The 17,928-nt window shown below is 33.1% G+C and carries 19 protein-coding genes; 3 read left to right on the top strand and 16 right to left on the bottom strand.

Annotation, left to right across the window (positions count from 1 at the left end):
- Window positions 1-462 precede the first annotated feature (462 nt).
- Together SPD89_RS20525 and SPD89_RS20520 are read right to left on the bottom strand one after the other, a co-directional pair.
- Window positions 463-654, bottom strand: a complete 192-nt coding sequence (locus tag SPD89_RS20525) for a hypothetical protein (protein WP_120075851.1) — start codon at window positions 652-654, stop codon at window positions 463-465.
- A 32-nt stretch (window positions 655-686) separates the two neighbouring features.
- Window positions 687-971: a hypothetical protein gene (locus tag SPD89_RS20520; protein ID WP_336263802.1), complete on the bottom strand. Its 285-nt coding sequence runs from the start codon at window positions 969-971 to the stop codon at window positions 687-689.
- 179 nt (window positions 972-1,150) lie between these two features.
- On the opposite strand from SPD89_RS20520, the gene SPD89_RS20515 reads away from it, so the two are divergent.
- Window positions 1,151-1,777 (top strand): hypothetical protein, encoded by a 627-nt coding sequence (locus SPD89_RS20515; RefSeq protein ID WP_336263803.1) that lies wholly within the window; start codon window positions 1,151-1,153, stop codon window positions 1,775-1,777.
- Here the strand turns inward: SPD89_RS20515 and SPD89_RS20510 are convergent.
- The 14 genes from SPD89_RS20510 to SPD89_RS20445 form a co-directional block, all read right to left on the bottom strand.
- Window positions 1,734-2,000 (bottom strand): HYD1 signature containing ADP-ribosyltransferase family protein, encoded by a 267-nt coding sequence (locus tag SPD89_RS20510; RefSeq protein WP_336263801.1) that lies wholly within the window; start codon window positions 1,998-2,000, stop codon window positions 1,734-1,736. The two genes, SPD89_RS20515 and SPD89_RS20510, sit on opposite strands and share 44 nt — an antisense overlap.
- A 108-nt stretch (window positions 2,001-2,108) precedes the next feature.
- A complete protein-coding gene (locus tag SPD89_RS20505; RefSeq protein WP_336263800.1) occupies window positions 2,109-2,927 on the bottom strand; it encodes a Fic family protein in 819 nt (272 codons plus the stop codon).
- Between the two features lie 406 nt (window positions 2,928-3,333).
- On the bottom strand, window positions 3,334-4,362 hold the full coding sequence (locus tag SPD89_RS20500) for a hypothetical protein (protein ID WP_336263799.1): 1,029 nt from the start codon (window positions 4,360-4,362) through the stop codon (window positions 3,334-3,336).
- A 211-nt stretch (window positions 4,363-4,573) separates the two neighbouring features.
- Window positions 4,574-6,499, bottom strand: coding sequence for a hypothetical protein (locus tag SPD89_RS20495; RefSeq protein WP_336263798.1), 1,926 nt, complete (start codon window positions 6,497-6,499; stop codon window positions 4,574-4,576).
- Window position 6,500: 1 nt separating this feature from the next.
- Window positions 6,501-7,751, bottom strand: a complete 1,251-nt coding sequence (locus SPD89_RS20490; protein WP_336263797.1) for a hypothetical protein — start codon at window positions 7,749-7,751, stop codon at window positions 6,501-6,503.
- Between the two features lie 17 nt (window positions 7,752-7,768).
- Window positions 7,769-8,629: an ABC transporter ATP-binding protein gene (locus SPD89_RS20485; protein WP_336263796.1), complete on the bottom strand. Its 861-nt coding sequence runs from the start codon at window positions 8,627-8,629 to the stop codon at window positions 7,769-7,771.
- Between the two features lie 2 nt (window positions 8,630-8,631).
- Window positions 8,632-9,774 carry a hypothetical protein gene (locus SPD89_RS20480; RefSeq protein ID WP_336263795.1) on the bottom strand — a complete coding sequence of 381 codons (1,143 nt, stop codon included), beginning with the start codon at window positions 9,772-9,774 and terminating at the stop codon, window positions 8,632-8,634.
- 17 nt (window positions 9,775-9,791) lie between these two features.
- Entirely contained in the window at window positions 9,792-10,847 is a 1,056-nt protein-coding gene (locus SPD89_RS20475; RefSeq protein ID WP_336263794.1) for a hypothetical protein, read from the bottom strand.
- Between the two features lie 593 nt (window positions 10,848-11,440).
- The gene (locus SPD89_RS20470; protein WP_336263793.1) at window positions 11,441-12,310 is read right to left on the bottom strand and encodes a hypothetical protein; all 870 of its coding nucleotides are present in this window, start codon (window positions 12,308-12,310) and stop codon (window positions 11,441-11,443) included.
- 84 nt (window positions 12,311-12,394) lie between these two features.
- Window positions 12,395-13,795, bottom strand: a complete 1,401-nt coding sequence (locus tag SPD89_RS20465; protein WP_336263792.1) for a sensor histidine kinase — start codon at window positions 13,793-13,795, stop codon at window positions 12,395-12,397.
- A gap of 2 nt (window positions 13,796-13,797) precedes the next feature.
- Window positions 13,798-14,445, bottom strand: a complete 648-nt coding sequence (locus SPD89_RS20460) for a response regulator transcription factor (protein ID WP_336263791.1) — start codon at window positions 14,443-14,445, stop codon at window positions 13,798-13,800.
- 773 nt (window positions 14,446-15,218) lie between these two features.
- On the bottom strand, window positions 15,219-15,923 hold the full coding sequence (locus SPD89_RS20455) for a conjugal transfer protein (RefSeq protein ID WP_336263790.1): 705 nt from the start codon (window positions 15,921-15,923) through the stop codon (window positions 15,219-15,221).
- Window positions 15,924-16,109: 186 nt separating this feature from the next.
- Window positions 16,110-16,361 (bottom strand): hypothetical protein, encoded by a 252-nt coding sequence (locus tag SPD89_RS20450; RefSeq protein ID WP_336263789.1) that lies wholly within the window; start codon window positions 16,359-16,361, stop codon window positions 16,110-16,112.
- A gap of 37 nt (window positions 16,362-16,398) precedes the next feature.
- Entirely contained in the window at window positions 16,399-16,686 is a 288-nt protein-coding gene (locus tag SPD89_RS20445; RefSeq protein ID WP_336263788.1) for a helix-turn-helix domain-containing protein, read from the bottom strand.
- A 125-nt stretch (window positions 16,687-16,811) separates the two neighbouring features.
- On the opposite strand from SPD89_RS20445, the gene SPD89_RS20440 reads away from it, so the two are divergent.
- A complete protein-coding gene (locus SPD89_RS20440; RefSeq protein WP_336263787.1) occupies window positions 16,812-17,159 on the top strand; it encodes a helix-turn-helix domain-containing protein in 348 nt (115 codons plus the stop codon).
- Window positions 17,160-17,224: 65 nt separating this feature from the next.
- The gene (locus SPD89_RS20435; RefSeq protein WP_336263786.1) at window positions 17,225-17,716 is read left to right on the top strand and encodes an ImmA/IrrE family metallo-endopeptidase; all 492 of its coding nucleotides are present in this window, start codon (window positions 17,225-17,227) and stop codon (window positions 17,714-17,716) included.
- Window positions 17,717-17,928: the final 212 nt, after the last annotated feature.

Genomic DNA, 17,928 nt, shown 5'->3' with positions numbered 1-17,928 from the left:
TTCAGCCCTTCATGATATACCTCACTACTATGGCTTCGGCTGACTTCTCACGATAAACCTTTTTCGACCAGCTTTCTTAATAGGGGACTCCTGAGCTGTTCGTGAGACCTCCCAAGGTAAGACAACTATCTTTCCTCTTTTACTCGCCTAATCTACTCTACAGGATTACGCACATCTTATTGGACTTTGACTTGTTATGGAGCCTTATCCGCCTATAGAGCCTTGGTATCAGATTTCTGTTCGTCGAGCCAAGATTTTGATACACGCTTCCTTCAGCCCTTACCTCACGATAAGCACCTTGCGTTTCTCTAGTGGTTGGTTGATGTGTAACCCCCACAGTGGACTTTCACCACTTAGATAGTCGCCATGCCTGGCGCACATAAAAAAAAAGAACAGATAATTTATCTGCTCTTTTAATAAATCAAATATTTAATTTATAACATTGTTTTTCATTGCAATTATTCACTTTGCATTTTTAAGAATTTTTACTTCTGCTTGAGTGTCTAGTAATCCCTCTGATAATACGGTTACCTTAGCATCTAACTTGTCAATTTTATCAGCATTTTTCTTTACCTCTTGTTTTACATCTCTTACTTCTTTTGATAATTCAGTAATAGCTTGTAAAATCTGCTCATTAGTCACTTCTTTACTCATATTATTACCTCCTATTAATTTTATCTAATTAATTACTGCTTAATTATTTTTCCTTTTTCTTCTATATAATCCGGGTCTTTTTCCTCTATAGAATCAAAGTCAATGTCTGGATGACTGTTTATATTCACTAATTCATCATCTTTTAATCTATAATGAGTTATTTCTTTTGCATCTTTTTCTTTATCATAAACAACAACTTTTATATATTTTCCATTTTCCCACATTGAAATATCTGAACTGCTTCTCAAATCATTTCCATAATCTATACTAGAACTATCATATTCTATATTATTTCGTTCAGAGATTTCTGACTCCACTTTCTCAATAGCTAATTTACTATATCTTCATAGGTTAAATTATTATTTGTTTTGGCTTCTGAATTTCCACATGCTACTAGACTGATAGAAAAAATCATCAGTACCATTATTTTTAACACGTGTTTATGCAAGAAAATCACCTTAAATTAGAATAATTTTCATTTAACCTATGATAACATATAATCAATAATGAAAGGAGTGTTATTGCTCCAAGTGCTATTGCTAAAAAAGAAAGCGTTGGTGTCTCAAGTATCGTCAATATGTCATCCGATTACGATTCTAACCCAGGTAATTCAGGATACCATGAATTTAACTCGAATTTAGATGATGACGAAGTTTATATTTGGGGAGTAGGCATTAAGCAAGCCGTTGATCCTGATAGTCTGATACCTACATATACACACAATAATAGGTACAATCAGAAACGCTTTAAATTACTATGCTCATTTATCCTTGCTGAACTAGCAAGTGACTATGAAGAGCATGAATTAAACGATGTAACAGTAGTAACTGGTGTTCCATCACAAGAAGTTGGAACGAAAGAAGCCGAAGAATTTAAACGCTTCTTGCAACAAAAGCACCTAGTGACACGTAATGGTGTACAGCGCATGATCAACGTTACTGATGTAAGAATCACCGAACAACCCTTGGGTACTCTTCTAAATGAATATATGAATGACTCAGGGCAAATCCATAAAGAGTTAATGACTAGTACAGTAACCGTTATCGACTTTGGTGCAGGTACTACGATCATGGACACGTTTAAAAATCTAAAGCGATTAGATACTGACCATCGCCATATCTAACGTCTTTTGGGTTATTCGTTTTCAATGACGGATTTAATTTATTTGAACTAAGTATTCCGTTCAATCCGTTCTCATTGGTGTAATGATATAAAGGTTGCTTACTTATATCTTTATTTCCGAAAAACTGCAAATCGGATTTTGACAGTTTATTTGCTTTAGAACCATACTTCCCTGCTGTAGCAACATTCCCAACAACAGGAATCGCAGACATTCCACTTAACATTGCATACTCATAATTACCTTCTGCTAAGTAGTAAATACCATTTACAACATCAAAAACTTCACCTAAATCTTTTTACTCAACAACATTTCATCTCACCAATCTATCCTGTTAACGTTCCAAATCTCTCTTTTGACTTTTTTTAGAGTTACTCCTTCTATCAATATTTTCTTTTTCAATCCCATCATAATTGATCATCTGATTCTTCTCTTTATAATTAAATGACTCAATTCGTTTCTTTTCATTTTGTAAAAATGGTTCAACAAAATTATAGAATGTTTCTATATCACTTTCACTAGGGAATACTTTTATTTGTGCTTCGTGTAATATTTGATTGTATAAACCTTTATTTTCCTTATCTATAATAAGTGGTGGTAATCCATTCTCCAACAAAGAATAGTTCATGACCATTCTTCCTGTTCTACCATTACCATCAGAAAATGGATGAATTTTTTCAAAAGTAATATGTGATTCTAATATAGCTTTAACAATTTCTTTATCTGAAAAAGCAACATCGATTTTGTAATTCAAATTACCTATCAATTGATTTATTAATTCAGGAACTTCACGAGGAGGAGCAGTCGAAAATTCAGCACCTTTAATATAATTCTCACTTACTTTGAACTTTCCCTTATCATACTGTAAACGATCTGTTAGCTTTTCATGAATATCCTTGATTACTGAAACAGATAAAGGTGTGTTATTTTCAATTTGATCGATCACATATTCAAAAGTTTGTTCGTGGTTTAGAACTTCAAAATACTCTCTTCTAGTAATTTTAGAATTATTAGGCAGTGTTTGTTCAAGAATTATAGTCGCAGTTTCAGGCAAAGTAATAGTGTTACCTTCAATGGCGCTTGAATGGTGTGCCAGTCTAACCAACACATCATCTAAATATTCAGGAGTCAACTTTTTAATAAACTCACTCATTTCGATCCTCCTCGTATATTATTATTAATAACAGTATATCAAAGAAACTACTTTTCACTAAATTAAATTCTAAAAAGCACCTTCATACTAGAAGATGCTTTTTAGAACAACTATTACAAACTACGTTTTTGGTGGGGTATGCCAAAAAACATTAAAATACAAAAGCTGTTAAATCAACGTTCCCACGCAATCTTTGGTGGGGGGATTGGTGGGGAACTATATCTAAATAGATCATTTTAAGCGTTATATAATAACCTAAAACCCTATCAAATCACCATAAACCAACCAAATCAACTATACCCACTACTCCCACTCCAAGATTGCAGGTGACGCCAAAACGCTGCTATACCAACGTTTTTTGCACCTTCAAATTGTTTTGGCGGGGATTCTGGCGGAACTTATTTTTTTACTGCTTGATTACCATTAAATGATATCCCTGATTTTTCTGCGGCACGGACAGTGTAAATCTAGTAGACGAAGATATAGAGAACAGGTCATCACTCTTTCTTGTAAATGGTTCAGGAATGAGATATGCAATTAATTCATAATCTCCAGGATCATTCGGTGCTATAAAAGTAAATGTTCCATAGCCTACTTTATTAGAGTCTGGTATATTAATAATTTGAAAAGGTTCATTATTATTTATAAGCGTTTGCTTCCAGTCTATTAATACAGTTAGCAAGTAATTTGTCGCGTTTTCTTCAGGTCCTGCCCGATAAGCTAATGTTACTTCTTCATTTGGTTTAACTGATAATGAATGTGGAGGATTGTTTGCAACTTTAGCATTCATATTAAGATCATCATTTATCATTAAAGCGCTAGCGAAAGGAAGGTCAATTAATTCAGGCTGATTTATTTCTGGCTTCTGGCTAAAACTTTCTGAAGAATTGTACCCATCATATTCAATTTCATAATCCATAACTATACCGTAATGATCACTATTTAGTTTTAAATCTTTTTCATGATAATATGGTGCAACCACAATTGAAACCAATAATTTATGTGGGGACTTATCTGCCTTTATTGTCTTTGGAAGTATGACTGGTATAGAAATCGATTCGTTTTCATTTAATTCAAAAAAGTAGTTAGTTGTTTTCTTATGACCATCAACTTTAAAGTCGATTTGTTGATAATCGTAAAATAGGTTTAAAACAAATTCACTATTTGTATAAAAGTTTTCAAAAAAGATAGTCAGTTCATCTTGAGGGCTTTCCATTATAAAAAAATCAATGATATCTGAATCAGTTTTTATGTTTTCGTTCGATACTTTCATAGAGAAACCTGCTCCTAATTCAGGATATTCATTGATAGCTGTTTCTATTTTGGGAGATGGCGAACTGTCGTCTTGTAACAATTGGAATGGATTAAAAAAATAAAAAGTAATTACTATACCTAGCATAAAAGTAATACTAATAAATATTTTATGTTTCTTCATGATTATGTCTACTCCTTTCGCTTCAAACAAAACTTAAATATGATTGTGTGAGTATCTTAATGTTATATAGCTATATGATAAAATCATTAACTAAGAGTTAAAGATAGTAAGCCATCATAGAGTCAGTGATTTAATCGCATATCTTTATATGTGTAATTTGCTAACGAAATAAGCGAAAAAATGCATAGTGATTCTTCATTGTTATTTAACTTTATTGAGCTAGTTTATAAATTAAAACTTTTTTATCATCAAGTAAGCTCCTATAATGCAACGAACTATCCTCAATATAGAAATTATCGGTATAAATAGAATCTAGCACTTGTACTTTATCATCTTGTTCTTTAAATACGCTTAGTCGATACTGATAATTTATATAGTAAAAATCACCATTATGATAGACCATTGATAAACCATCATTCACACCACGGGCCACAATTCTCTCTTTGTCTGTTTTACGGTTAATCTGTACCAACTCAGAATTCATAACATAATAAATATAATTATCATTCACCACTAAGTCAGAAACTCGAGAATAAATCTGGTTAAACTCTTCCCAATCTGAATTATTGGTGGTTATTTCAAATAATTCTTTCGTATTTTCGTACAAACCAAAAAAGTCCTCACTATTCTCGTGCACACTATTATAAATTACCTTCCGTTCGAAATCTTTTAGATTAATAGCGTATATCCTAATCCCTTCGATATCTGATATTTTAGTAACATAATAACACCACCCATCCCGAATAAATATCGTATTGATTATTTCTTCCTGTATGAATGGCTCGCGTGTCAATAGAATTTCTTCTTCTGTATCAATATGTCTTGCTGTAATAATATTTTCTTCCACATCAAGACTAATTGCATATCCAGCCGTCTCTCCATATTTCAACGCCCCATCACTTTCATAAGTAAAGAGATCTCTTTCCCTATCTTGATTTTCACATCCACTAATGATCAATGAGCTAATAAGAAGGAAAATAAGAGTAAAAGAGGATTTACTCCACTTTTTATATTTTAATCGTGTTCCCAATATGAGTTTTGCATACTTCTTGAGACTGTATAGATAAATGAGAATAATCTCTATAATATATCCACCCATCAATAATAAGAACATTTCCTTTCGTATTGCCTGGAATTGGACAATTTTTTCAATATCCCCCTGATCGGTAAGTACATTATTATAAATAGTTCCCCATAAATACCCAGTCCCGATAAGTAGACCTGAAGGCAATGGAAGATAATAAAGCAATATTTTATTTGAAAATAAAATGTAAGGTAGGAAAACTAAAACACTACTTACAAATAAAGTAATGATCGTTTTTTTACTAATAATACTTAATAAACAGATACATCCAGCAAATAAAATTGCTCCTATCATACGAGTAAATACAAGTAGCAACAATGCTTGATTAAGTGTGATTTCGTAAGCACTACTTGCAAAGAACGGCAAACTTTGTAATGGAAACTTTCCGTTATCCATTCCTACATTCCATGCCAGACTGACATATTCGATAACCGTAAATGAAAGAGTAATCAAAGCAGCAAGTATCGCAGCAATAGCAAGTTTAACTGCACCTGTCTGGTACTTCCCCTTAGAACTTGATAAAAGCAACATATCCATCTCATTCTCATACTCATAACAAAACAATGGTGTTAATACAATAATCAATGTGAGAAGTAATACGAAGTCTGGCAAACTGTTACTCAGTAATGTTTCCCATCCTCTCCCATCCATCAAATATCTGTTCTCTGGATCTTCCTTTACATAGTAATATTGATTATAAATCTCAAGGAATATGGCATGATTTTTGATCCGCTCGTAATATTGCGCACTTTCTTGTTCATACGTTTCCTTTTCCAGGCTCCCATCTTTCCATTGCTGTACCAATTCGTCCAATTCAATGTTCGCATTAGTAACTGCATAATACTCGCCCTTTAACGCTTGTTCTTTCGGTTCCGTCAGTTTTCCTTCAAAGAGTTTCATATATGTGGCATATGCGTCTGGATTCCGATTAATCATTTCATTAGAATCGTACCCTTGTTGCAACGTCATAATGACTTTTAATAAAACCATTAGCCCAATAATCAGCAATCCTTTTTGCTTAATGAGGATTTTTTTCCATTCCAGATACAGCATATCAAACACCTTCCTTCACAGGAAAAATGGTTTTTCTGCTTAATTTCCCTCTGGTACTGAATAAGCAAATCATAAAATATAACAATACTGACAGTATAAGTTGGACGATCAAGCAAATTGTCAATCTTAGTACAAACGTATTTCCAATATTCATCCCTAACAATTTCATCAGTAGTTCATTCCCCTTAAGTAAAGTGAATGGACTTAACAATGCCCATATGATTTTCCCTGTCTCAATAGAGGCTAGATAACCACTTGCAAAGATGCCACCTACCATCAACAGAAGACCAAGCATATACGGATAAAGTGCACGCTGAAACCATGTGGACAATAAGCACAGCCAAATTCCAATAGCTAAAAAGCCTACCAATTTGATTAATTGCAATAATATGTAAAAGGAACCTACCGAAAGTGTAATCGGTGTATATTGATAGGCTTCAATTGCATAGACAGGCATATCGACACCTGGAAGTCGATAAAGAATACAAAATGTCAGTAGATTCAAGCCTGAGAAAATCAGTAGTAGAAATGCTATATATACAAATATCGACAGCATCTTTGCTGTACCCATGTTTCCTTTCCCTTTTCTGCTAGATAAAATCAAATCGTCCATTCGCGTTTCTTTCTCGTTCGTATATATCGGAACAATTCCTAGCAACAAGAGGAGTAAAATTAGTAAATCCGAGAAACGGTAGTTGAACAGCAGCCCCCAAGTTTTTCCATCATAGAACACCGTTATTTTTCTTCCGTCGTAATGATTTTCGATATACTTGTTTTTGGCGAACTCGAATTGATTATTATACGTACGATAAAAGACTTGATTCTCTTTCGCCTGTTCAACTACCTGTAATAAATTGTTCTCGTAGTTGGCAGCATATTTCATCGGATGGTAAAAATATTTGGCAATCATTCGATAATCAGAATATATATTTCCTGTATACGTATTTTCAAATTGTTTATTTGTAAACGTTCCGTCCATCGTCAAAGATGAAAGCCGTTCATACTCCTCATTAATAAATTTGGCTTTTTCCATAGTTAACGGTCCATCTAACTGCTTATGCATACGATGATAGAATTCCCAATCTACTTTTGTTTCACTTGAATGTGGCATAAAATATCCCATCAATCCATCTCCAATTAAATACCCTCGATAGATAATGCACGCATTTAGTATAATGAATAGGACAATGGCAGCTAAAATATAGCGTCTTAAATAATTTTTACGGATTTCATAATAAACAAGTCTTAGCATAACTGAATACTCCTAGTTTATTTTTCGGAAATGGACAGGAACACATCTTCCAACGAAGGTTGAACTTCTTTACACCTTCCAAGAGGAATATCTTCGCTAACAATTCGCAAGGAGAACTCACCTTCCAGGCGTTTTACATTTCTTACATGATATTTTTCAACTATCGATTCAATTTCTTCTTCACTAACGATCATTTCCCATACCTTTCCTTTGCTATCGTTCTCTAGTTGCTCTGGTGAACCTTGCATCACTAACTTACCTTTATCCAAAATAAGAATTTCTTTTGCAATATACTCCACATCAGAAACAATATGGGTCGCAAGTAATACCAACTTATCTTTGGACAACCTAGAAATAATATTACGAAAACGAATTCTCTCTCCAGGATCTAGTCCAGCTGTCGGTTCATCAAGCACAAGAATATCCGGACGGTTTAATATCGCTTGCGCAATACCGAGTCTCTGTCTCATCCCACCTGACAATGCAGAAATTTTCTTTTTATGTGCGGATGTTAAATTGACTAACTCTAGTACTTCCTCTATCCTGCTCTTCACCTGACTTTTTGGAATTCCTTTCAACGCACACATATATTTCAAGAACTCATCTATGCGGAAATTTTTATAGAATAAAGGGTATTGTGGCAAGTAACCGATTCGATCGAAATATTTTGTTCCCATTTGTTTGACATCCATGCCGTCCAATAGGACCTTACCTTCCGTAGCTTCTAAAATTCCAATTAAAATATTTATTAATGTTGTCTTCCCAGCACCATTATGACCTAATAAACCATATACACCTTCAGATAAAGTCACATTAAAGTGATCCAAAGCCAACTGCTTACCATATCTTTTCTTAACTTGATTAAACTGAAGTTCCATCTCTATGATTCCTCACTATTAAATGAAAATAAGTAATATTTATTTTCCGTAAACACGACAATTTGATATACAGATGGGTCGGTTGTTGCATTGATTGCTAGCACTTTACTTTCTTTCTCCATCGGTGGAAGATTTGTTTCTTTTACTGCTTCTCCTGTTTGTAGCTGATATTGACGAATTCGATAATTACCTTTTTCCGAATCTTTCACTACAAGCAAATGCTTCCCGTCCTCTGTTATTCTAGCCATCGTACTTTCTGTGCCATCTACTTTCATTGTAAAGCATTCTCCCGTCTGAATATCAACAATTAGAACGTTGCCACTTGATGTATTACTCACTGGGTCTATCACATCTGTAATGCTTGCATATTGAGGCGATATTTGAATATCACTACCCCAAAATTGATTTTCAGTATGAAGCGATATTTTTTTAGTATCAAGTTCAATCATTCCATAGCTTTGTTCATCTTCATCATGATCAATCTGACTACCAAAGAAGACTAATTTATTATCATCTTGGGTAAATGCGATTTTCTCAAAATTCACTTGATTCGTTGTTTCATTTAAAATAGTGGTCAACTTACCATCATTGATATCATATACGTATAAATCTGTTATATAGGCCCAAGCAAGCTTACTTCCATCACTTGAAACAGCCGTAGCAGCTCCACCTTCAATGATTTCATCAGGCAGTACTCCAGTTAAATCGATTTCATTTTGTAACTTTAGATTTTCATTATATAATTGAATGCGATTCCCGTTAATTTTCTCAGGATACATGACAACATCTAGCTCAGACGTTTGTTTATGTTGGACCGGCTCATCAGATAATAATACTTCAACAGCATAGCCTTGACTCCATTTCATAATATTTTTAACAAAGCTGTTTTCATTTAATTCTATCGACTCCAGTTCAACATTAGCTACAAGATCAGATAACACGAGACGATTGATTCCATAATCGAATGTTACATCATGAACGACATTTTCAAATTCACTTAAATCATCACTTAAAGCAATTGCATTATTTTTCTCTTGATTATTCTCATCCTCAGCATCGTCAACTAATTTCTCCTTCTGTAAACAAGCGGAAAGTAAAACCATAGTAGATAGCAAGATGAATAATGTCATATATAATTTTTTCATTGCACACATCTCCGTTACTATTCATTTAATAATAGTACTGACTTCGTTTTTAATGGGGAAGCATCATTAGTCAAATAACCTTTACCTGCAACAACAGAAATGGCGTAGACCGTATTCACCTTCCCATGAGTACTCGTATCCAATTCAAACTCTACTGTATTCATCTTGCCTTTTTGTAGTGATGTCTCTATGAAATCAGAACCAAACACTTGAACCGGGATATGATTTACAAAAATCGTAGTGCGATATGTTACCTCAGGGCCACCATAGATACGAAACTTCATCTTCGCCTTACCATTTTTCGCAGAAATCATTTCACTACTCTCATCCTCAGGAAGCAATTCAACAACCGTCATTTCATCAAAAATATCAGAGCTTCCTTCCATTTGGAATATATCATTTTGACTCTTGACTTCTTCCGGAATTTCTTGGATAGTGGATTGTGAATAGATACTATGTTTAGCAGAATTCGGAATGTCAGTTTTAAAATGCACTTCTTGCGGAAGAGTGGCATTCAAATCATGATATACTCCATAATTCGTTGCAGTCTCATCCTCCGGGACATAATTAGGCTGAAAAACCGTTGCAAAATCGATTGCAACTTTCTCTCCTTTTTTTCCAATTATTGGTGTAAACACAATTTCAAATTGTTTAGATTCTTCACCTTCCAAATAGAATTTATGCATGACCTGTTCCTTACTAGATGTTCCATTACTCTCTTCAACTCTATAAGGCTGCGATACCCCGTCTAAAAAAACAAGCAAGCCAAAATCTGAGTTTCCTTTCTTGTCCATTCCAGCTACTTGGAAAGGAATACGAATGTCCTCTCCACTGTATTCATATATATCCCGTTCATCATGATCCGAGACAGGGCCAAAAGAAAAAGCACCTAGTGACTGTTCGGATGATTCATTAGTAAATATATCTGCGGGTGATTCACTTTCTATACTCTTATCCATATGGTTCTTTTCTTTTTCTGATTTCACACCTAAACATCCTGTTAGTAGGGTACATAACCCAGCTATTAACATGGTGTTAAGTATTGATTTTTTCATATTTATACTTCTAATCATCAATTTTCATCTCCTCTTCATCTCATCAGTGTTCAAATCTAAGTTTATCGATAAGAAGTTATCAAACTGTCTCAGACTTATCATGGAGTTGTAAAAATCATTTTAACAATTGCTCCATTCTCTTCCTTCAAAATAATCTTTAGTTCCGCCTTATGATTTTCTACAATCAGCTCACATAGCATTAAACCTATTCCTGCCCCACCGAGCGGGTACATGAAGTATCTATCCGATAAAATGCCTCTGTTATATTACATCCATTCCATCGAATAAACATCCTAACGTTAGTCATATTTCACCTCTACTCTTCATTTTCAAGCATAAAAATAAGACGCCCATTTTAATTGAACGTCTTATTTTTATGCTATTGTGTTCCCATACCCAAGATCAATTATTACTAAAATGGTAATGTGATTTTTCAGTACTTTACTTCTAGTTTTCTCACCTTCCCTTACAAATACGAAATACTTGTAAATGTATTTAAAACCAGGAATTTCTAGATAGTTTCTGTTTGTAGCTATACCTAAACGTTGGCTAAGAATATTGAAATAGATTAGATTACTCCCCCAATTTTTGGTAATGCAACCATCTTCTATTTACTCGTTAATAATGATCGGTGTATTCGTTTCCTCTACTTCTTTAACAAGCTCATCTGTAATATTGAAAGGTATAGCGTCATTATTCAGATTTTTCTCTAATCGTTGTTCAAGCCGTTCAGCTTCTTCAAGCCAGCCATCGTACCCTATAGAAAGCAACTCTTTATTATATGTGGAAATCATTAGTTGAATCTTTTTATCATCTTCGGATGTTACTTGGAACGTAATATTAGCGTTTTTATTATTGATTTCATTTCGATCATATCCTTGTGAAATATAGTCGATTGCTTTTATCTTCGTTGGTAAAAGTTGATACTTTTCAACTAATTCTTTTACTATCTGTTGATATTCCTCATGATTTTGTAGCAATTCCTTATTCAAACCTTCACTAATATCTGCCTGATGATATGCTCTTTTTTCTATCCAATAACTTTCCCCTGTTATAGCATCAAGCATGAAATCATACGATAAATTCTCATTAATCTTAACAGTTGCCCCCCATGTAGCCCGTGGTTGCACTTTACTAGCAGGTTCATAGTTCATTTCAATGGTTTGACCACTTAAATTAACACGGAAAGTTCTCCATAAATTCTGACTAGCAAGCTCTGCCGCTTCCTCTATTTTCATATCATTTTCTGATGGTTGGTTTTTACCAATTAACTTCACTTCGTAATCTTGTCGTTCATAATCCAATGGTACTTTACCATTCGTCGATCCATTATCAAAGATGTTATAATTAGTTTTAACTACTTGATTTTTACTAACTTCTAATGCTTTTACCCCTAGACTTGCACCGCTAAAAATTACGGTAGTTGATATCACAGCTACTATCGACCCAAGTGCTATTCTCTTTACTTCTTTTTTAATCATCATACTCGTCTCTTCATCTCCTTGATTATTTTGCATTCAAAACTAAGTGTATCGATGGTAAGTTATCAAACTGTCCCAAACTTATCATGGAGTTGTAAAAATGATTTTAACAGTTGTCCCTTCTCCTTCCTTCGATATAAACTTTAGCTCTGCCTCATGATTTTCTGCAATCTCCTTACATAGTGCTAAACCTAATCCTGCTCCACCGATCGAGCGAGTACGTGAAGTGTCTATCCGATAAAATGGCTCTGTTATATGATTAAGTTGTTCCGCTGTCATCCCTTTCCCATTGTCCTGTACCGAAATAACCTTTTTCTCATTTTCTATCCGTGCAGACACCTTGATCATTCCATTCTTTTCACATGCTTTCATAGCATTATCAATCAAATTAACGAGCAAAACATGGATCATATCGGCCTCACAAAAAAGTGTATCAAACTTACATTCATCGATTAATTCAATTCCTTTTTCGTTCGCTTTCATAGATAAAGATTGTTTAACACCACAAATTAATTCTTTTATTTGAATGTTTTCCCTCTCTATTACATTTTCACGAGAGGTCGCCATATATAATAGTCGGTTAGCAATATTCTGTAATCTCCGACTTTCAGACATGATTAAATTAGTCGCAAATAATTTATCCTCTTCTGTTCGAACAACCTTTTGAATATAATCCGCATAGCCATAAATAGACGTTAGCGGTGTTCTTAGTTCATGCGCTAAATTGTCTATAAATTGCTGCTTTTGTTTGGAAGCTTCCGTAATTTGCTGAATTTTATTTTGTATTTCTTCTGCCATGTGATTAAAGCTGGCCGCCATTTCGGCAAGTTCATCCTTACCTTTAATTGTAATTCGATTATTATACTCCCCTTGTGCAATTCGTCTAGAAACAGTGGATATTTCCTGTAGTGGCTTAAAAATGCGGTTCAAAACAAAGAATAAACAAATGGCTAATAATCCACCTAAACACATACCTGCTATAAGCAACTTCATTGTCATTGTCTGCCACGAGTGAAGCATAGTAGAAATATCATAATAATATGTAAATGTATATCTATCATAAGGAGATGGTAAAGCTCCTTCCACAATAATATGTTCCTTACCATCAATTTTTTTTGTTAATACGTGGCGTTCATTGCTCTTCATCAGTCTGGAAGTTTCGGAAGGTTTAAAAGTATGATGATTTACATCCGAAAACAGTTGCTTCCCGTCCAAAGCGATTGTAATAATTACCTTTTGTTCACTATAAAAATGATCATACGATTTATAAAGTGACTCCACTGCATCCTCATGAGGGATGCCTCTTTCTTCCAGAGCTTTTACATCCTTAACAAATGACGAAACAATGAAATAATGTTCTCTTAAACTTTGATCTTTAAAACCTGCTAGATTATTTTTGAGGGTTATTGTTGAAACAATTAATATCCCACTATTAAAAAAGAAAAGAAAGAGTATGAGTGTTAGTAAAAAAGTCCGCGACTTCATCTTCACACTTCCAAACGATAGCCAAGTTTATAAACTGTTTTTATTCTGTCTTCCAACCTGAACTTGCTTCTTAGCTTCTGAATATGGTTATCAACCGTTCTTGAATCTCCTATAAAATCATATCCCCAAACAAGATCTAGTAACTTATCTCGAGAAAGTGCAATATTACGATTATTTATCATTACTTCTAGTAAATCAAATTCTTTAGGTGTGCATTCAATGAGATCTCCATCCAGGTACACTTGTCTACTTGGAAAATCAACATGAAGCCCATCAAGTTCAAATGAATCACTTACCTTCTTCGTACGCCTTAAAACTGCTTCAACCCTAGCTAGTAACTCCAACATTTCAAATGGTTTGACTATATAATCATCCGCACCTAATTTAAGACCTTGCACCTTGTCCGTTAATCCATTTCTTGCTGTTAAAAATATGGTAGGAACTCCGCAAGTTTGTTGAAACACATCATAACCATCAATTTTTGGAAGCATAATATCTAATAAAATAAGATCTATGTTTTTTTTTGATATTTCATTTAATGCTTCTTCTCCATCAAACACAGAAATACATTCGTGTCCTACGGATTGCAGATTTCTTTTGATTAACTCGTTAATTGGAATTTCATCTTCTACGATTAATATTTTCGCCAATATAATCACCTCAGTATGTAGGATAACATGTTCATGTCATAGAATTGTAACGATCTGTTCAATTATTTATTCAATAAAGAATGGTATAAATAAGCATAAATACAAAGCTTTAAATATTCTCAAATGCTATAGTAATAAATCTTATTAATAAAAAAAATTCTCTGGTAAATTGATTAAGATAATTTTTATAATTGTGAGTTAACAATTTTTCGCTCTATTTATTCTTTTTAATGTCTTTTTAAATTATAGACTCGAGTTATACTTAATCAGATAATTTCAATATACGATTAATTTCGAGCATGATAGCTTCCTGTTCAAGCTCAAGTAAATCAATAATTTTAATTAATTCGAGAACAGCACGATCTATTGTATAAACATTGTCTGCAAACTATAGGTGACTCTGACTAGTTTTTCTTCTATTTCTGAAAAATACAACTTTTGATTTAATACAAGTGTTAATAAATGTTCCTTTTCGTATCTTTAATCATAGAATCCCTCCTCGATTAACCTAATTCCTTATGCACTCAAATAAAAAGTTTTAATTATTATAACGCGCATTAAAACGGAAAGTCGGCCTACAAAAGAGATAAAATGAATTATCTAGCCATATGGAGTAAATTTACAAATGAAAAACAATTACTTTAGGCTGGCAATTATAAAATCGTTTTTTTATTTCAAGTTATGTATAAATAAGCATAATAAGATACACCACTTATTCACTTCCTACTAAAATAAGTGGTGTATCTTATACATGACGATATACTAGATTATTTTCATTTTACAATCATCCAGTTTCTATCTTTCTCTAAAATCAATTCATACTGTGAAAGTTGTGTCGCTTTGGTTGTCTCATCTAAATATTTTACTGTGACCCATACTTTTATTTGATTCTCCTTTTCTTGAAATACAGGATTGATTAATTCAGAAAAGACATGTGTCTGATTAATTAATGGCAAGGCATGATCTTTTACATAATAAGCAAGCTCTTTATCCGTGGCAGTCGGATAAAGAGAAAAAAATGTTTCCAAAAACTCGGTCACTTCTTGCACCGTGTCGGAATCAACTGTTCCGTTATTTTCAGGTTGTTGTGACTTATAATCCGATTTATTCGGTATACTCCATAAAGTAGGGTTTTGTGTAATGACTAAATTTCCTACATTATCTTGATGTAACAAGATTCGATAAGAGGTGCGGACTCTTTCACTATTTTTATCTTCCGTAATCTTTTGGTCTACTGCATATACAACCGAATAAGTTGTATTATTTTCTAAAGACACAGACCAAATATCTATATTAGTCACGCTGGAGCTTGTAGGAATATCATCTCTTACCGTATCGATATTTAAAGCTTGTAAATCCTCTGTCAAGTAGTTATTAATCTTTTCTGTTCGTTGTTCAATGGACTCCTTTTCGTTTTGCCAAGTATAGTAGTCTTTCACAAAGTTTTTTGTAAAGCTTTCAATCGCATTTGTATCCATGATTTTGGTTTCAATGATTTCTTTTTCATGTATCGTGTGTTGATCTATTGCTGTAAAGTTTTTATAAATGGCAAAGGCAAGACTACCAATGAGTATTATCCATAAATTCTATATATAGTTTTCAAAGAACCATTCCCCTTTACGCATTCTCAAACCAGTTCTTCAAGTGGTATAAATTCACACTTTTCATTTGTTATCAAATGCCATTATTGAATTAATTCCTTCTCTTGAAATATCAAAATTCTTAGATATTCTTCTATAAGAAACACCATGTAATAAAAGCTTTTCAATAATCTTTTTTGAAATCGGTTGATTAAAATAATATTCTACTTTCAACGATCTAAAAGCTAACTTCATTCTTGCTTGCCAATCACCTTCCATTTCTTTTGCAAGCGATACTGCTTTATTCATTTGAAATTGCATTTCTTTAAAATTCATTTGTGTTTCACCTCCTAAAAATAATATAATTAAATTATTAAATTAAAGAAAAACCCTTCTCATTTTGTGAATTTTCATCTTTATAAAATTCATTAATATCTACATCTAAAATTTCTGCCAGCAGATATAATTTTTCAGCACTAATCCTTTTTTTATCAGATTCGATTTCAGAAATTATTGAAGGATATTTATATCCTAATTTCTTTGCAACAAAGGATTGGGTTAACCCTTTTTCCTTTCTTAAACGCTGTATACGAAATCCTAAACTTTTTCTCAATTCATCACCACCCTTTAATATGTTCTCGTTTTGTGAAGTTAACTTCATTATACATTCTCATTACGAGAAAGTAAAGTGTTTTTTTAAACTTTTTTCTCATTTTGTGAATAAAGTTTCTCAAATAGCGAAATAATGGTAGAATATCAATATATAATAAGGAAGTGAGATAATTTATGAACTTTGGTGAACGACTAAAAAAGTTACGTGGGGAAAAAGGTTATAAACAAATAACAGTCGCTGAAAAAGTTGGTATTAAGAATAATACTTTATCAAGTTACGAAGCTTCTAAGAGACAACCCGATTTTGATACACTGAAAAAGTTAGCAAACTTGTACGACGTTTCAATTGATTATATAATTACTGGAAATGAACATAGTAATTCCCCAGATGAAATGTGGAAAGAATTTTTAGACCCTAAAACACAAATTTTTTTTAAAGACCTTCAGAATGCACCAGAAGAAAAAATAAATGAATTAATAAGTTTTTGGGAATTTATTCAAGAAAGAGACAAAAAAAAATAGGCTCTATATCTAGAGCTTTTTTTACACCACGCAATCGAACAAACGTTTCTAAGAGGTGATCAATTATGAAATATCAAACAACACTATTAGAGGACGCAATAAAAAAATTTTACAATCATTTAAACATTCATAAACCTAGTCAATTAGATATGAGAGAAATAGCAAATTTATTAAAAATCCCTATCCACTTTCTTCCTATTCATAGCAGAACTTACAAAGGAGAAATTATCATTGACTCCCGATTACCTCCAGAAGTACAATGGGAAGATTTTGGACACGAACTCTGTCACATTCTTTTACAGTACGGTAATCAAATAATAAACATAAACACTCTTTTTTTAGAGTATCAAGAATGGAAAGCAAATAATTTTATGCTTCACTTCTGCATACCTACTTTTATGTTACAAAAATACAAAATACATACTATTAAAGAAGGTGTACCATTAATTAGGGATAAATTTGGGGTACGAAATGAAATTGCTGTAAAAAAGTTGATTCATTTTAGAAATCAATTAATTCAATCTAATTCAAAAACTACATATTGGTTCTATAAATAAAAATTAAAAGAATCCGTATTGAATTAGGATTTATCAAAACGGATTCTTTCTTTGTGAAGTACTATACATTTTTTATAAAAAAGTTCGATTAATTTCTGCCTGTATTCCCCCACAATAGCGCCCTATAATGAAATACCTGCTGATTCCCTGTTAATGATTATTGCGGAGCGAAAGCTCCAGTCCTGTGGACTTTAGCCCCACCCGTTGCGGAT

It is taken from the genome of Pseudogracilibacillus sp. SO30301A, assembly GCF_037072025.1.
Taxonomy (GTDB): Bacteria; Bacillota; Bacilli; order Bacillales; family Amphibacillaceae; genus Pseudogracilibacillus.
The sequence above is the reverse complement of the archived record's forward strand: the minus strand, read 5'-3'. Positions and strand labels throughout refer to the sequence as shown.

What these genes read in the sequence shown, in the direction of transcription:
- SPD89_RS20450 (WP_336263789.1), bottom strand. Translation starts at nt 16,361, where the DNA reads ATGAATTTTAAAGAAATGCAATTTCAAATGAATAAAGCAGTATCGCTT.
- SPD89_RS20465 (WP_336263792.1), bottom strand. Translation starts at nt 13,795, where the DNA reads ATGAAGTCGCGGACTTTTTTACTAACACTCATACTCTTTCTTTTCTTT.
- SPD89_RS20445 (WP_336263788.1), bottom strand. Translation starts at nt 16,686, where the DNA reads ATGAAGTTAACTTCACAAAACGAGAACATATTAAAGGGTGGTGATGAA.
- SPD89_RS20525 (WP_120075851.1), bottom strand. Translation starts at nt 654, where the DNA reads ATGAGTAAAGAAGTGACTAATGAGCAGATTTTACAAGCTATTACTGAA.
- SPD89_RS20500 (WP_336263799.1), bottom strand. Translation starts at nt 4,362, where the DNA reads ATGAAGAAACATAAAATATTTATTAGTATTACTTTTATGCTAGGTATA.
- SPD89_RS20505 (WP_336263800.1), bottom strand. Translation starts at nt 2,927, where the DNA reads ATGAGTGAGTTTATTAAAAAGTTGACTCCTGAATATTTAGATGATGTG.
- SPD89_RS20495 (WP_336263798.1), bottom strand. Translation starts at nt 6,499, where the DNA reads ATGCTGTATCTGGAATGGAAAAAAATCCTCATTAAGCAAAAAGGATTG.
- SPD89_RS20510 (WP_336263801.1), bottom strand. Translation starts at nt 2,000, where the DNA reads ATGTTAAGTGGAATGTCTGCGATTCCTGTTGTTGGGAATGTTGCTACA.
- SPD89_RS20455 (WP_336263790.1), bottom strand. Translation starts at nt 15,923, where the DNA reads ATGGATACAAATGCGATTGAAAGCTTTACAAAAAACTTTGTGAAAGAC.
- SPD89_RS20440 (WP_336263787.1), top strand. Translation starts at nt 16,812, where the DNA reads ATGAACTTTGGTGAACGACTAAAAAAGTTACGTGGGGAAAAAGGTTAT.
- SPD89_RS20485 (WP_336263796.1), bottom strand. Translation starts at nt 8,629, where the DNA reads ATGGAACTTCAGTTTAATCAAGTTAAGAAAAGATATGGTAAGCAGTTG.
- SPD89_RS20475 (WP_336263794.1), bottom strand. Translation starts at nt 10,847, where the DNA reads ATGATTAGAAGTATAAATATGAAAAAATCAATACTTAACACCATGTTA.
- SPD89_RS20490 (WP_336263797.1), bottom strand. Translation starts at nt 7,751, where the DNA reads ATGCTAAGACTTGTTTATTATGAAATCCGTAAAAATTATTTAAGACGC.
- SPD89_RS20470 (WP_336263793.1), bottom strand. Translation starts at nt 12,310, where the DNA reads ATGATTAAAAAAGAAGTAAAGAGAATAGCACTTGGGTCGATAGTAGCT.
- SPD89_RS20480 (WP_336263795.1), bottom strand. Translation starts at nt 9,774, where the DNA reads ATGAAAAAATTATATATGACATTATTCATCTTGCTATCTACTATGGTT.
- SPD89_RS20435 (WP_336263786.1), top strand. Translation starts at nt 17,225, where the DNA reads ATGAAATATCAAACAACACTATTAGAGGACGCAATAAAAAAATTTTAC.